Below are 14,076 nucleotides of genomic sequence, written 5' to 3'. Positions count from 1 at the left end.
CTCAATCCCAGGAGTAGGTGCCGTCGAGCAGGGCTTCCAGCAGTGGCCGGTGCATCACGTAGTCGTCGCGGTCGGCGGTGTCGGTGTCCTCGCCGAAGTGGATCATCCGGCGCTTGATCCGGGCCATGACGATCCCGTGCCGCAGCGCGGCGTAGGTCAGATACCAGTCCAGGTCTTTCACCCGGTGCCCGCTGAATTCCTCGTACAGCGCCTCGACGTGGCTGCGCCGCATGTAATCCGGCAGTCCGGGCTGGTCGAAGCGGGTGGCGATGTCCTGGAAGAACCGGTGGATGAGCAGCGTCCACGCCACATCGAGTTCGCGCGGCCCGATGGCGGCCATCTCCCAGTCGAGCACCGCGACGGGGGAGAACTCGTCGAACATGATGTTGCCGGGCCGGGCGTCGCCCCAGCTGAGTACATCGGGGCCGGAGTCGGCGGGCCAGTTCTGCTCGAGGTGCTCGAAAGTCCGCTCCAGCAACGGAATCCGGTATCCGTCCCGTGCGAGCGCCCAGTCGTACCATGCCTTCTGCGCCTCGAAATGCCGGCGCAGCGCATTGCCCTCTCCGGCGAGCGCCGGGAACTTCGCCACCGGATCCTCGATGGCGTGCAATTTGGCGATGACCTCGATGGTGTTGCGGGTCAACTCGTATCGCTGTTCCGGTGTGGCGTCGAACAGCCACCCGAGGAATACGTACGGCGGATTGTCTTCCGGCACACGCCCTTCCATGCGCCGCATGACGAAGAACGGTGCGTGCAGCGGATTGTCGGTGCCCGTCTCCAGCCAGCACAGCGGCGGCACCGGCACGTCGGTGGCTTCGGCCACCGCCGCCATCACCGCGAACTGGGTTGCGAGGTCATACTTCTCGAATACCGGAAACGAATCGGCGGTCGGTGCGAGCCGGGCCACGAACGACCCCCCGGCGGCCGCGCCCTGCTCGGTCCATTCGGCATCGAAGAGCAGTGTGGTGCTGGACATGCCCCCCGCCTGCGGCCGGGTGACCGAGGTGACCTTGGGCTGTGCGTCGGCCGCGACTTTGCCGCCGAGCCATTCGGCCAGTTCCGCGCCGAGCAGATCGAGATCCATTTCGGAGATGGTCAGCTGCCGCCGCTGATTGGGATCGGCCGACGTCATTTGTCCTCCTGACACAGTGAATTAGGAGAAATGTAACGCGTTCTAATTAGTGCTGGTAGGGGATCCGCGAAGGTATTTCGGCAATACCGGTGAGCGGGATGGCCGCTTGTCAATACGGCCCGCACGTACGACTCGAGGCGTACTCCGGGCCGCACGATCCCGGGGTCGTCCCAGGGTGTTCCCCGAAGCGGTCACGCCCTGCCGCTCATTAGCGTCGAAGAGCGTTCGAGCAGGCTGGGAGGGGATGTGATGGGTATGGACACCGCGGCGATCGAAGAGGCGCGGACGCCCGAAGACGCGCGGGCATCGGGCGAGCGGCAGCCATGGGGGTTGCCGCTGCGAGTGTTGTTCCGTTTCTGTGTCCTGTATTTCGGGTTGTTCATCGTGGTCTACACCCAGCCCGCCACCCTGTTTCTGGGGCCGCTGAACGAGTTCATCCCCACCGATCGCGTTATTCGAGCGATGACCTGGTACAGCCCCGTGGTCGAGTGGACCGGGCGGACCGTCTTCGGCGCGTCGGTCGAGATGCGGCTGGACTCCAGCAGCGGCGATCAGCCGTACATGTGGACCCTGCTGTTCTGCGTTCTGATCCTCGCGGTCGCGGGCGCCGCGGTGTGGAGCATCCTGGACAGGCGGCGCGCCGAGTATCGGCGCGCGGCCGGCTGGTTCCTGCTGCTCATCCGGCTCACCCTGGCCGCGGAAATGCTCAGTTACGGCATGGCCAAGGTGATTCCGACGCAGATGGCCGAGCCGCCGTTGGACGCGCTGCTGCGACCGCTCGGCCAGATCTCGCCGCCGACCATGCTGTGGCTGCAGGTCGGCACCTCCCCGGTGTACGAGGTGCTGCTCGGCAGCGCCGAAGTGCTCGGTGGACTGCTCCTGCTGCTCCCGCGCACGGCATTGGCCGGTGTGCTGCTGAGCCTGGTGAGCATGGCGCAGGTCTGGATTTTGAACATGACCTACGACGTGCCGGTGAAGATCCTGTCGTTCCATCTGCTGCTGATGTCGCTGGTGCTGTTCGCACCCGAGGCCCGGCGGTTCACCGCCGCGCTGCTGGGCCGCGCGGTCGGTCCGGCGAGCACCCCGGAACCGGTGGATACGCCGCGCGGGCGGCGGATCACGATGCTGGCCCAGATCGGCTTCCTGCTGTGGTTCCTGATCGCGGAAATGATCGCGAATGTGCAGGGCTGGTACGAATGGGGTCCGGGCGCACCGAAATCGGCGCTGTACGGCCTCTGGTCGGTCACCGAGTTCACCCGCGACGGGCAGTCGGTGGCGCCGCTCACCACGGATGAAACCCGTTGGCAGCATGTGGTTTTCCGTGAACCCGAGCTGTCGTTCTATCAGCGGATGGACAACGCCGTGCTACCGGCGCCGACGCGGATCGACACGCAGGCGCGCACCCTCGCCCTGAGCTCGCCCGATGGAACGACGCTGGGCGAGTTCACCTTCGATCGGCCCGAAACCGATCGGCTGCTGCTCACCGGGCAATGGCAGGGCGTGCCGGTCACGATCACCCTGCGCCTGGTCGATGCCGAGCAGATGCCGTTGCGGCAGAACGGAACCCATCTCGTCCAGCTGTACCCGCGCTTCTGATCGTCCCGTCCCGACTCCTCCCGGAGGCAGTATGAGTGTCCAACTGGAAGCCGCCGTCGTTCGCGACGAGCCGGTGCTCGACGAACCGAAAGGCTGGAATCCCGCCACCCGCTTACTGTTCCGCTTCTGCTTCCTCTACTTCGGGCTGTTCTGCGTCATCTATCCGCAGCCGATCTTCGCGCTCTTCGGAATCACGCAGAACTGGCTGTCCGAGGATGTTGTGAAGGCGTTGAACTCCTGGCCCAGCCCGGTCGTGGAGTGGGTGGGGCGCACGGTCTTCGGGGTGAACGCCGAACTGAACTTCAGCTCCGGCAGCGGCGATCAGACCTACCTGTGGGTTCTGGTGTTCTGCATTCTCGTCACCGCGGTGGCGGGGACCGTCGTCTGGATCCTGCTGGATCGGCGGCGCACCGAGTACCGTCGGCTCGCGGGTTGGTTCCTGCTGTTCCTCCGGGTGATTCTGGCCGGGCAGATGCTGGGCTACGGCTTCGCCAAAGCGATCCCGAACCAGATGCAGGTGCCTGATCTGGTCACCATGCTCACGCCCTACGGCGAGTTCACGCATATGGCGGTGTTGTGGAGTCAGGTCGGCACGTCACCGGTGTACCAGAGCCTGCTCGGCATCGCCGAGGTCCTGGGCGGTGTCCTGCTGTTGCTGCCGCGCACGGTCCTGGCCGGGGTGCTGTTGAGCCTGGTGAGCATGGCACAGGTGTGGGTGCTGAACATGACCTACGACGTGCCGGTGAAACTGCTCTCCTTCCACCTGCTGCTGTTGAGCCTGGTGCTGCTGGCCCCGGAGGCCAAGCGCCTGCTGGCGTTCCTGTCCGGTTCCGCCAGCGGGCCGACCACCGCGCCGAATCCGTTCACCAGCCGCAAGGCCCGGCGAATCTCGGCGGCGGCGCTGGCGGTCGTGCTCGCCTGGTTCGTGCTCGCCGATGTCGTCAACGCGCGGGACGGCTGGCGTGAATACGGCGGTGGGCGGGAGAAGCCCGAGCTGTACGGCATCTGGGCGGTCACCGAGTTCACTCGGGACGGGCAGCCGGTGCCACCGCTGCTCACCGATGAGACACGCTGGCGCAGGCTGATTTTCGACTACCCGAACACGGCCGTCTATCAGCGGATGGACGATGGGTTCGTCCCCATCGCCGCTGAAATCGACAGCGCCGCACACCGTCTCACGGTGCGCGCGCCGGGTGGTGACGCACCGCTCGGCTCGTTCACCTTCGAACGTCCGCAGCCGGAGCGGCTGATGCTCACCGGCGAGCTCGAGGGGCGTCCGGTGACCATCGCACTGGATCTGGTCGATTCCGATCGTTTTCCGTTGCGGCAGGGCGGATTGCATCTCATTCAGGATTTCCCCGACGGGGTGAGGTGACCGGCTATCCGGTGATGGCGCCGATGGAGCTGTTGATCAGGAAGACCGAACCGCCGGTCAGCCGGTCAGCAGCGCGGCGGCCGATACGATGAGCATCCGGCTACCGGTGACGCGACAGCTCATAGCCGAGAAGCATAGGAAATCGGGCGCGAGTTTCCTGGAGACGCTCCGGTGAGTGGGAATGCGCCTGTGCCGCATCATGTTCACCCGTTGCGTGACAGAACTCTCCGAGGATCTGAAGAAGCACATCGATGAAGAGAACGTCTACGCCACCGTCGCCACCATCGGCCCGGACGGTCAGCCGCATCTGACGGTCGTCTGGCTGATCCGCGACGGCGACGATCTCATCTACTCCACGACGGTGGTCCGGCAGCAGTACAAGAACGTGCGTCGCGACCCGCGTGCCACGGTCATGATCAACCCGCCGGATCGCCCGTTTGTGTTCGCTCAGGTGCGGGGCACGGTGACCGTCGAACCCGATCCCGACCGCCTGCTTCCCGACCGGGTCTCGCGCAAGTTCACCGGCATGCCGTACGCCGAGTTCAATCCGAACTCCGCGAACGATCCCGAGCGGGTGGTCGTCCGTATCACCCCCACGAAGGTCATCAGCCGCTTCTGAGCTCGGTGAGCTCCGTATCGGTTGCTGCACGGACGCCGGGCGATTGTGGCCGCGCCGACGCCACGCCGTAGGCTCAATCCTTGTGCAACACACGTCAGCAGCAGCCGAGGAACAGCCGGAGTCGAGCACCCAGGGTGACCCGAACTACCTGGTGGGGCTCGATCTGAACGGCCGCCGCGTCGTCGTGGTGGGTGGCGGGACCGTCGCCCAGCGGCGGCTCGGACTGCTCATCGCGTCCGGTGCGGATGTGCATGTCATCAGCCGCGAGGCCACCCCGGCCGTGGAGGGTATGGCCACGTCGGAGCAGATCACCCTGGAGTTGCGCGAATACCGCGACGGCGATCTGGACGGCGCCTGGTACGCCATGGCCTGCACCGACGAGCCCGAGACCAACGAGGCCGTGGTCGCGGAGGCCACGCGCCGGCGGGTGTTCTGCGTGCGCGCCGATATCGCCCGGTTGGGCACCGCTGTCACCCCGGCCACCGCCCGCTACGACGGTATGACCCTGGGCGTGCTGGCCGGTGGTCAGCACCGCCGGTCGGCGGCGGTGCGCACGGCGTTCCTGGAGGCGCTGCAATCCGGTGTGGTGACCGATGATTCGGCCCCGGTCGTGCCGGGCGTGGCGCTGATCGGCGGCGGACCCGGCGATCCGGATCTGATCACGGTGCGCGGTCGCCGTCTGCTGGCCCGCGCGAATCTGGTTGTCGCCGACCGGCTCGCACCTCCGGAGCTGCTGGCCGAACTCGGCCCGGATGTCGAGGTCGTGGACGCGGCCAAGATCCCCTACGGCCGTGCCATGGCACAGGAGGCCATCAACACCGCGCTCGTCGAGGGCGCGAAGGCGGGCAAGTTCGTGGTCCGGCTCAAGGGCGGCGACCCGTACGTCTTCGGCCGCGGTTTCGAGGAGCTCGAGGCCTGCGTGGAGGCCGGTGTGCCGGTGACCGTCGTGCCGGGCGTCACGAGTGCCATCTCGGTGCCCGCACTGGCCGGTATCCCGGTCACACACCGCGGGGTGACGCACGAGTTCGTGGTGGTCAGCGGGCATGTGGCCCCGGATCACCCGGATTCGCTGGTCGATTGGCCCGCCCTGGCCCGGTTGCGCGGCACCATCGTGCTGCTGATGGCCGTCGAGCGCATCGAACAGTTCGCGAAGGCCCTGCTGGACGGCGGTCGCGCCGCGGACACCCCGGTCACAGTGGTGCAGGAGGGCAGCCTGCGCACCCAGCGCATCGTGCGCGCCGACCTGTCGACGGTGGCCGAGACCGTGCGCGCCGAGGGCATCCGCCCGCCGGCCATCATCGTGATCGGCCCGACCGCGGGTTTCCTCGCGGGCGCTCCCGACAGTGAGCCGTCACAGGCTGGTGCCCGCTGACCAGGGCGACCGTTCGACTGTGCAACGAGTTCGGTTCCGTGAGCGGGCAATCCGTTACAGTGGCTTGCTGTGCTCGATAACCCCGCTGCGACGATGCAGTATCCGGTAACCAAGCGGGCTTTCGGGCTCGCGATCCTCGTGTTGAGCGGGCTGCAGCTGATGGTGGTGCTCGACGGCACCGTCATGATCCTGGCGCTGCCGCGACTGCAGGAGGATCTGGGCCTGTCCAGTGCGGGCAGCGCCTGGACGGTCACCGCCTACGGCCTGCCGTTCGCGGGACTCATGCTGCTGGGCGGACGCCTGGGTGACTGCTTCGGCCGCAAACGCATGCTGATCCTCGGCGTCGTGGTGTTCACGCTGGCATCCGCGCTGTGCGGGTCCGCGTTGAACGAGGCCTGGCTGATCGCGGCGCGTGCCCTGCAGGGCACCGGCGCCGCCATTGCCGCACCGACCGCGTTCGCCTTGGTGGCCAGCACCTTCGCCCCCGGTCCGGCGCGGAATCAGGCGATCGCCATCTTCGGGTCGATGGTGGCGGTCGGTTCGATCGGCGGTCTGGTGCTGGGCGGCGCGCTCACCGAACTGGATTGGCGACTGATCTTCTGGATCAATGTGCCGATCGGCATCCTCATCGTGATCGGTGCGATCTACGAGCTGCGCGACACCGAGCATCAGCGCATCTCCCTGGATGTGCGCGGTGCGATTCTGGGCACCCTGGCGTGCGGCTCGATCGTGTTCGGCGCGACCGAGGGCCCGTCCATGGGCTGGACCAGCCCGGTCATTCTCGGCACGGTGATCGGCGGCGTGGTGCTGCTGATCGCGTTCGTCTTCGCCGAGCGCGATGTCACCAATCCGCTGCTGCCGTGGTCGCTGTTCGACAGCCGGGACCGGGTGATCTCGTTCATCGCCATCTTCCTGGCCTCGGGCGTGCTGGGTGCGACGACCTTCTTCGTGGCGCAGTTCCTGCAGAACGTGGTCGGCTACTCGCCGCTGATGGCGGGCTGTGCGAGCATCCCGTTCACGCTCGGCGCGGGCATCGGTACGGCCGTGGCGTCCAAGGCGGCCATGTTCGTGCAGCCGCGGTGGCTGCTGTTCGGTGCGGCGCTGGTGCTTTCGGGCGCGCTGTTCTTCGGTTCCACCCTGGATCGCTCGGTCGAGTACTTCCCGACGCTGCTGATCCTGCTGACGGTGGTCGGCGCGATGGTCGGCATGGTGATCGTGATCCTGCCGCTGTGCGTGCTGGTGGGCGTGGACATGGCCCATATCGGCCCGCTCTCGGCGGTCGGGCAGATGTTCATGAATATGGGCACGCCGTTCGCGGTGGGCCTGCTCAGCCCGGTCGCGGTGTCCCGCACCCTGTCGCTGGGCGGCGATACCGGCAAGGTCACCGAGATGACGGACCTGCAGATCGACGCGCTCGGCAGCGGATACACGCTGGTGCTGCTGGTGTGCGCGATCGGCACCGCGGTGATGGGCCTGATCGCGCTCACCCTGCGCTACACGCCCGCGCAGTTGGCGCAGGCGCAGCACGCCCAGGACGAGGCCCAGAAGTCCTGAGCCTCAGCGGTTCTCAGGGCAGGTGGGTCACCGCGATCGCGGATTCGGAGAGGCTGCCGAGGTAGATCGCGCCCTCGTGTTCGGCGACCGAGGTGACCATCGCGTAGTCGGTGGGCTCACGCTGCAGATCGTGCACGAGCGTGCCGTCGAAGTCGAAGGCCATGGCCCAGACGGTGCGCTCGGGCTGCGGTTGCAGGTTCTCCGGGATCGTCCACGCCAGGCGACGGATGAGGCCGGGCAGCGGAAGCAGCCTGTCCAGCAGTGGATTTCGCGGGGACGGGATGGACACCCAGATCAGTCCGTCGCTGCCCAGCAGCATATTGTCCGGGAAGCCGGGCAGGTTCTCCACGAGCCGGTCACAACTGCCGGCCTGCGGTCCGGTGAGCCAGTAGCGGGTGATGCGGTACGCGCCGGTCTCGGCCACCAGCAGGTGGGAGCCGTCCGGCGCGAGGACCACGCCGTTGGCGAAATCCAGTCCGTCGATGAGGATGTCGACCTGTCCGTCCGTCGTACGGCGCAGCAGGCGGCCGGTGCCGGAGTGCTCCATGATGTCGCCGCGCCACTGTTCGAGCGGCCAGCGCCGTGACGACGCCGAGAAGTAGATGGTGCCGTCCGGTGCGGCGACCACATTGCTGGGGAAGCGCAGCGGTTCGCCGTCGATCTCGGTCACGAGTTCTTCCAGGACGCCGCCCGGCTTGTCGAGGCGCAGCAGCCCGTGTCCGGCATCGCAGATCAGCAGGGAGCCATCGGATTCGGCGTGCAGGCCCAGTGGGCGGTGGCCGGTGTGCGCGATCTGCTCGACCGCACCGGTTTGCGGGTCGACGGCCAGGACGGCGCCGTCATCGGTGCCCGTGAGCAGCCGCCCGTCCGGGCCGATCACCACGTCTTCGGGAGCGGCGCCGGGCAGTTCCAGCAGCCGCGGCGCGGGCATCGGTGGGGTGCTGTGCTTTTCGCGAGCGCGGGCGGTCGGCGTGGGCGGATTCCAGCGACGGGGTTGCATCGGCATGGCCCACTGTAACTTTCAGAGATGGCAGTGCAGCTCTCCTCCATCGATTTCACCGATCTGGCCAATTTCGCCGCCGGGTTCCCGCATCAGCTGTTCGAGGTGCATCGCGCCGAGGCTCCCGTCTTCTGGCACGAGCCGACATCGCATACGCCCGACGGGGAGGGATTCTGGTCCGTCGCAACGTATGACGAGACGCTGCGGGTGCTGAACGATCCGGTGACCTACTCGTCCGAGACCGGCGGTGACCGGCCGTTCGGCGGGACCACGCTGCAGGATCTGCCGCAGGCGGGCGTGGTGCTGAACATGATGGACGATCCGCGGCACATCCGGATCCGGCGGCTGGTGTCGAAGGGGTTGACGCCCATGACCGTTCGCACGCTCGAGCAGGATCTGCGGGCGCGCACCCGGCGACTGCTGGATCGGCTCGAACCCGGCGCGGAGCACGACTTCCTCACCGAGGTGGCGGCCGAATTGCCCATGCAGGCCATCTGTTTCCTGCTCGGCATCCCGGAGAGCGACCGGCACTGGCTGTTCCAGCGGGTCGAGCACGTCTTCGATATGCCGGAGGCGCTGGATCGGGCGGCGCTGGCGCGGGCGCTCGACGAATTCCGCGGCTACGGTGCGGAATTGATCGCGCGGCGGCGCGGCGCACCCGGAACCGACATGTTCTCGATCGTGGTGCACGCGGAACTGCCGGAGGAACAGCCGGGCCGGTTGACCGATGACGAACTGCGCTCGTTCTTCACGCTGCTGTTCGCGGCGGGGGCCGAGACCACCCGCAATGCCATCGCGGGCGGGTTGCTGGCGCTGCTGGAGCATCCGGACCAGTTGCGGGCGGTGCGAGCCGATCCCGCGTCGCTGCCGCGCGCGATCGAGGAGATCCTGCGCTGGACCTCGCCGTCACCGTCCAAGCGGCGCACCGTCACCCGCCCGGCCGAGCTCGCGGGGCACCGGCTGGAGCCGGGGCAGAAGGTGCTCGTCTGGGAGGGCTCGGCCAATCGTGACGAGCGAAAGTTCGCCTCCCCCAACCGCTTCGACATCGCGCGGGATCCGAATCCGCATCTCTCCTTCGGCCACGGCGTGCACTTCTGTCTCGGCGCGCATCTGGCGCGGCTGGAGATTCGGGTGGTGCTGGCCGAACTCCTCACGCGGTTCGCTCGATTCGAGCAGGCCGGGCCGATCGAGTGGACGCGCAGCAATCGCCACACGGGAATCCGGCATCTGCCGCTGCGCTTGTACCCCGAATAGCTGTCGCAGCACTGTCATTCCCGGCACAAACACTCCCATTGGACTGTCGCCGCCCGATCGGATTCGGCACACTGCGGTGATGGATACCGACGCGATACTGCTGGAGCGATGGAACGCACTGGCCGGTGCGGGGGCGCGGGCGGCGGGGGAGGACCTGGTGCGCCGCTACGGCGAGACGCACCGTCGCTATCACACCGTCGACCATCTGGCCGCCATGCTGGCGGTGATCGACGATCTCGCCGCCGATGCCGCCGACGTGGACGCGGTGCGTTACGCGGCCTTCTTCCACGACGCCGTGTACGCGGTCGACCGGGGCGACAACGAGGAGCGCAGCGCCGTCCTCGCGGAGACCGTGCTGCCCGCGCTGGGCGTGTCGGCCGAGCGGGTGGCGGAGGTGGCGCGGCTGGTCCGGCTCACCTCCGGGCATCATCCGGATCCGGCCGATCGCAATGGCGGCGTGCTCTGCGACGCCGACCTGGCGATTCTGGCGGCCGATGAATCCGGTTACGCCGCATACACCGCCGCGGTCCGCGCCGAGTACGCGCACGTCCCCGACGAGCTGTTCCGCAAGGGCCGCGCGGCGGTGCTGCAGGGCCTGATCCAGCAGGAGCGCCTGTTCCGCACCCCCACCGGCCGGGCCCGGTACGAGGTGGCCGCGCGCGCCAATCTCGCCGCCGAGCTGGCAGCGCTGACCGACGACTAGCGCGGCCGCGTATCGCGGTGGCCGCCGCCCGAGTCAGAGCAGTTTCCAAGCCCCCGTGAGGGTTTCGCGCAAGATCTGCTCGATCTCGGCGAAATGCGTGCGGTCGCAGATCAGCGGCGGTGAGAACTGGATGACGGGTTCGGCGCGATCGTCCGCGCGGCAGTACAGTCCGTTGGCGAACAGCTCCTTGGACAGGTAGTTGCGCAGAACGCGGGTCGACTCCTCGGCGCTGAACCGCTCCTTGGTGGTCTTGTCCTTGACGAGCTCCACGGCCCAGAAGTAGCCCGCGCCACGGACTTCGCCGACGATGGGCAGGTCGGTGAGCCGCTCCAGGTTCTCCCGGAAGTGCTGCTCGTTGGCCCGCACATGCTCGTAGAGCCCTTCACCATCGATGATGTCGAGGTTGGCCAGCGCCACGGCGCACGACATGGGATGGCCGCCGTAGGTGGAGCCGTGCATGAACGGCGTTCCGCTGCGCCGGAAGGGTTCCATCAGCCGATCACTGGCGAGCACCGCGCCCAGTGGCGCGTAGCCCGAGGTCAACCCCTTGGCGGTGGTGATCATATCCGGCTGATATCCGAAACGCTGTGCGCCGAAAGCGGTTCCGAGGCGGCCGAAGGCGCAGATCACCTCGTCGGAGACCAGCAGGACATCGTGGCGGTCGCAGATCTCCCGCACCCGCTGGAAGTAGCCGGGCGGCGGCACGAAGCAACCGCCGGTGTTCTGCACGGGCTCGAGGAATACGGCCGCAACGGTTTCCGGACCCTCGAAGAGGATGGCCTCCTCGATGCGGTCGGCGGCCCACCGGCCGTACGCCGCGTAATCGTCGGTGTGCTCGGTGGCCCGGTAGAAATTGGTGTTCGGCACCCGTTGGGTGCTGGGCACCAGCGGTTCGAAAGGCGCTTTGGCTCCGGGTATTCCGGTGATCGACAGCGCGCCCAGCGAGGTGCCGTGGTAGGCCATGGACCGGCTGATCACCTTGTGCTTACCGGGTTTTCCGGTCAGCTTGAAGTACTGGCGCGCGAGTTTCCATGCGGTTTCCACGGATTCGCCACCACTGACGGTGAAGAACACCCGGTTGAGGTCACCGGGAGCCGAATTCGCCAGTCGCTCGGCCAATTCCAGCGCCGCCGGATGGGCGTATCCCCACAGCGGGAAGTACGACAGTTCTGTCAGCTGCCGCGCGGCGGCCTCCGCGAGTTCTCTGCGCCCGTGTCCGACCTGCACCGCGAACAGTCCAGCCAGCCCGTCCAGGTACCGCTTGCCGCGCGCATCGAAGAGATATGCGCCCTCCCCTCGGACGATCACCGGCGCCTCGGCTTCGTCGTGCCCGTTGTGGGTGGCGAAGTGCATCCAGAGGTGATCACGCAGCACTCGGGAGGCGTGGTCGGCGGACATGTTCCTGGGTTCGGCAGTAGCGGTCATGAGGGACTCCTCGAAGTAGTTACCCCTTCGGTTATCCCATAATTTGCCGAACTCGGCAACTGATTTCGTTGTCAACAGCGTGTGAGCAACGAATTCCGTAGCGAAACTAGCGTGTGCCCCACCTGTAGGTCTGCTTGCGCAGCTTCAGGTACACCATGATCTCCGCGTGCCGCACCCCGGCCAGCGCCCGGATCCGCGTCGACACCAGCTCGAGCAGGGCTTCGTCGTCGGGGCACACCGCCTCGCACAGCACGTCGTAGCGTCCGGCGGCGATCACGACATAGTTGATCTCGTCGATGGCCGCCAGCGCGTCGGCCACCGGCTGCACCGGCCCGTCCACCGTGATCGCGATCATGGCCTGCCGGAACAGGCCCACCTGCAGCGGATCGGTCACCGCCACGATCTGGATCACGCCCGCGTCGGCCAGCTTCTGCACCCGCTGCCGCACCGCCGCCTCCGACAACCCCACGGCTTTCCCGATGGTCGCGTAGGCCCGCCGGCCATCCTCCTGCAACTGGGCGATGATCTTCTTGGAGATATCGTCGAGCACCGGTCCGCCCCGGCCAGAGTTGAGGTCGCTCACGGTGAGTCATCCTAGGCCGGGGCGGGTGGCATCGATCAGCTGTCGAAGCCGAGCCCCGTGTAGTCGAGGGTCTTCAGCCACAGATTCCTGCGCCCCTGGCGGGCGTCGGCCCGGGCCAGCGACCATCGGGTGAGCTGAATTCCCGCCGACCGCAACGGCTCCGGCGGCAGCGGCAGCGGCCGCGAGCGCACCAGCCGCAGCCGGGTGCGCTCGGTGTCCATGCCCCACAGCTGATCCAGCATCACTTCCGCGCCGAAGCGGGTCGCGCCGACGCCGAGGCCGGTGTAGCCTGCGGCGTAGACGAGGCGGCCCTTGTAGGCGGACCCGAAGAAGGCGCAGAACCGCCCGCAGGTGTCGATGATGCCGCCCCACCGATGGGTGAAGCGCAGGCCGTCGAGTTGCGGGAAGGTCTGGAAGAAGTGGCGGGCCAGGGTTTCGAAGGTGGCCTCGTTGTATTCCAGGGCGGGCGCGATGCGGCCACCGAAGTGGTAGATCGCGTCGTAGCCACCGAACAGGATGCGGTTGTCGCTGGTCAGACGGTAGTAGTGGAATCGGTACGAGGCGTCGCCGAGGCCCATGCGGTCCTTCCAGCCGATGGCGTGCAGCTGTTCGTCCGTGAGCGGTTCGGTCATGAGCGCGTAGTCGTAGACCGGCACCACATGGCGCGACACCTTGGGTAGCGGTCCCGCGAATGCGCTGGTGCACAACGCGACCCGGGGAGCGCGGACCTCACCGTGCGGGGTGTGCAGGTTCAGCGCGCCGCCGTGCGACTTCGAAATCCGTTGCACCGGTGTGCCTTCGTAGATGCGCACGCCGAGTTCGAGACAGGCGCGCCGCAGGCCCCAGGCCAGGCGTGCGGGGTCGAGCATCGCGACTCCGTCGCGATCCCACCACCCTCCGAGATAGGTGGGGGAGTGCACGAGGTTCTGTACGGCCGCCGCGTCCATGAGATCGCTGCGGTAGCCGAGCGAGGTCGCCGAATCATGGCTCTCCTGAAGCCATTCCAGCTCGTGCGAGGCGGTGGCGACCTCCAGTTCGCCGGTGCGCTCGAAATCGCAGTCGATGCGATAGCGGCGCACGGCGTCCTCGATGGCGTCGAGATTGGCGCGGCCCAGCCGCTCCAGATCGTCGATCTCATCGGGGAATCGGTCCACGCCGTTGGCGAGACCGTGGGTGAGGCTGGCGGCGCAGAAGCCGCCGTTGCGGCCGGAGGCGGCATGACCGCACATGGCCGATTCGATCAGGACGACGTCGGTATTCGGATCTCTTTCCTTGGCCAGCAACGCCGTCCACAGTCCGCTGTAACCGCCGCCGATCACGGCCAGATCGGCCGTGGTCGCGGTGGTCAGCGGCTCGGTGGGAGCGGGACGCTCCGGCCGGTCGGTCCAGAACGGCGTCGGCGCTGCCTCCGCGAGTGCCGACGCCCACAGTTTGCTTCCTTTGGCCTGCACGACCGATCAACT

General features: G+C 67.4%; 12 protein-coding genes. 7 read left to right on the top strand and 5 right to left on the bottom strand.

From position 1 onward, the window contains the following. Position 1: 1 nt before the first annotated feature. Positions 2-1,132, bottom strand: coding sequence for a phosphotransferase family protein (locus JK358_RS31800; protein WP_201954887.1), 1,131 nt, complete (start codon positions 1,130-1,132; stop codon positions 2-4). Positions 1,133-1,381: 249 nt separating this feature from the next. Between JK358_RS31800 and JK358_RS31795 the strand changes: the two genes are divergently transcribed. From JK358_RS31795 to JK358_RS31775, 5 genes are all read left to right on the top strand, one after another. Further along, positions 1,382-2,728, top strand: a complete 1,347-nt coding sequence (locus tag JK358_RS31795) for a DoxX family protein (protein ID WP_232852253.1) — start codon at positions 1,382-1,384, stop codon at positions 2,726-2,728. A gap of 31 nt (positions 2,729-2,759) precedes the next feature. Beyond that, complete coding sequence (locus JK358_RS31790) at positions 2,760-4,103, top strand: DoxX family protein (RefSeq protein ID WP_201954886.1); 1,344 nt, start codon at positions 2,760-2,762, stop codon at positions 4,101-4,103. Positions 4,104-4,317: 214 nt separating this feature from the next. Then, a complete protein-coding gene (locus JK358_RS31785) occupies positions 4,318-4,722 on the top strand; it encodes a PPOX class F420-dependent oxidoreductase (RefSeq protein WP_307817835.1) in 405 nt (134 codons plus the stop codon). 82 nt (positions 4,723-4,804) lie between these two features. Next, a complete protein-coding gene (gene cobA / locus JK358_RS31780; RefSeq protein WP_201954885.1) occupies positions 4,805-6,094 on the top strand; it encodes a uroporphyrinogen-III C-methyltransferase in 1,290 nt (429 codons plus the stop codon). Between the two features lie 93 nt (positions 6,095-6,187). Continuing rightward, on the top strand, positions 6,188-7,648 hold the full coding sequence (locus JK358_RS31775; RefSeq protein WP_201954884.1) for an MFS transporter: 1,461 nt from the start codon (positions 6,188-6,190) through the stop codon (positions 7,646-7,648). A 13-nt stretch (positions 7,649-7,661) separates the two neighbouring features. Here the strand turns inward: JK358_RS31775 and JK358_RS31770 are convergent, their stop codons facing one another. Beyond that, entirely contained in the window at positions 7,662-8,654 is a 993-nt protein-coding gene (locus JK358_RS31770; protein ID WP_232852252.1) for an SMP-30/gluconolactonase/LRE family protein, read from the bottom strand. 21 nt (positions 8,655-8,675) lie between these two features. Between JK358_RS31770 and JK358_RS31765 the strand changes: the two genes are divergently transcribed. Next, positions 8,676-9,902, top strand: a complete 1,227-nt coding sequence (locus tag JK358_RS31765) for a cytochrome P450 (RefSeq protein WP_201954883.1) — start codon at positions 8,676-8,678, stop codon at positions 9,900-9,902. 79 nt (positions 9,903-9,981) lie between these two features. Then, on the top strand, positions 9,982-10,605 hold the full coding sequence (locus JK358_RS31760) for an HD domain-containing protein (RefSeq protein ID WP_201954882.1): 624 nt from the start codon (positions 9,982-9,984) through the stop codon (positions 10,603-10,605). A 33-nt stretch (positions 10,606-10,638) separates the two neighbouring features. On the opposite strand, the gene JK358_RS31755 is transcribed toward JK358_RS31760, so the two are convergent. The 3 genes from JK358_RS31755 to JK358_RS31745 form a co-directional block, all read right to left on the bottom strand. Then, a complete protein-coding gene (locus tag JK358_RS31755; protein ID WP_201954881.1) occupies positions 10,639-12,030 on the bottom strand; it encodes an aspartate aminotransferase family protein in 1,392 nt (463 codons plus the stop codon). 106 nt (positions 12,031-12,136) lie between these two features. Next, positions 12,137-12,613 (bottom strand): Lrp/AsnC family transcriptional regulator, encoded by a 477-nt coding sequence (locus JK358_RS31750; RefSeq protein ID WP_201954880.1) that lies wholly within the window; start codon positions 12,611-12,613, stop codon positions 12,137-12,139. 35 nt (positions 12,614-12,648) lie between these two features. Next, positions 12,649-14,064, bottom strand: a complete 1,416-nt coding sequence (locus JK358_RS31745) for an NAD(P)/FAD-dependent oxidoreductase (protein WP_201954879.1) — start codon at positions 14,062-14,064, stop codon at positions 12,649-12,651. Positions 14,065-14,076 lie beyond the last annotated feature (12 nt).

This window comes from Nocardia acididurans, assembly GCF_016741815.1.
Taxonomy (GTDB): domain Bacteria; phylum Actinomycetota; class Actinomycetes; order Mycobacteriales; family Mycobacteriaceae; genus Nocardia; species Nocardia acididurans.
The sequence above is the reverse complement of the archived record's forward strand: the minus strand, read 5'-3'. Positions and strand labels throughout refer to the sequence as shown.

Excerpts from the sequence above, each read along its gene's own strand:
- JK358_RS31760 (WP_201954882.1), top strand. The coding sequence starts at position 9,982 with ATGGATACCGACGCGATACTGCTGGAGCGATGGAACGCACTGGCCGGT.
- JK358_RS31790 (WP_201954886.1), top strand. The coding sequence starts at position 2,760 with ATGAGTGTCCAACTGGAAGCCGCCGTCGTTCGCGACGAGCCGGTGCTC.
- JK358_RS31770 (WP_232852252.1), bottom strand. The coding sequence starts at position 8,654 with ATGCCGATGCAACCCCGTCGCTGGAATCCGCCCACGCCGACCGCCCGC.
- JK358_RS31800 (WP_201954887.1), bottom strand. The coding sequence starts at position 1,132 with ATGACGTCGGCCGATCCCAATCAGCGGCGGCAGCTGACCATCTCCGAA.
- JK358_RS31765 (WP_201954883.1), top strand. The coding sequence starts at position 8,676 with ATGGCAGTGCAGCTCTCCTCCATCGATTTCACCGATCTGGCCAATTTC.
- JK358_RS31755 (WP_201954881.1), bottom strand. The coding sequence starts at position 12,030 with ATGACCGCTACTGCCGAACCCAGGAACATGTCCGCCGACCACGCCTCC.
- JK358_RS31795 (WP_232852253.1), top strand. The coding sequence starts at position 1,382 with ATGGGTATGGACACCGCGGCGATCGAAGAGGCGCGGACGCCCGAAGAC.
- JK358_RS31775 (WP_201954884.1), top strand. The coding sequence starts at position 6,188 with ATGCAGTATCCGGTAACCAAGCGGGCTTTCGGGCTCGCGATCCTCGTG.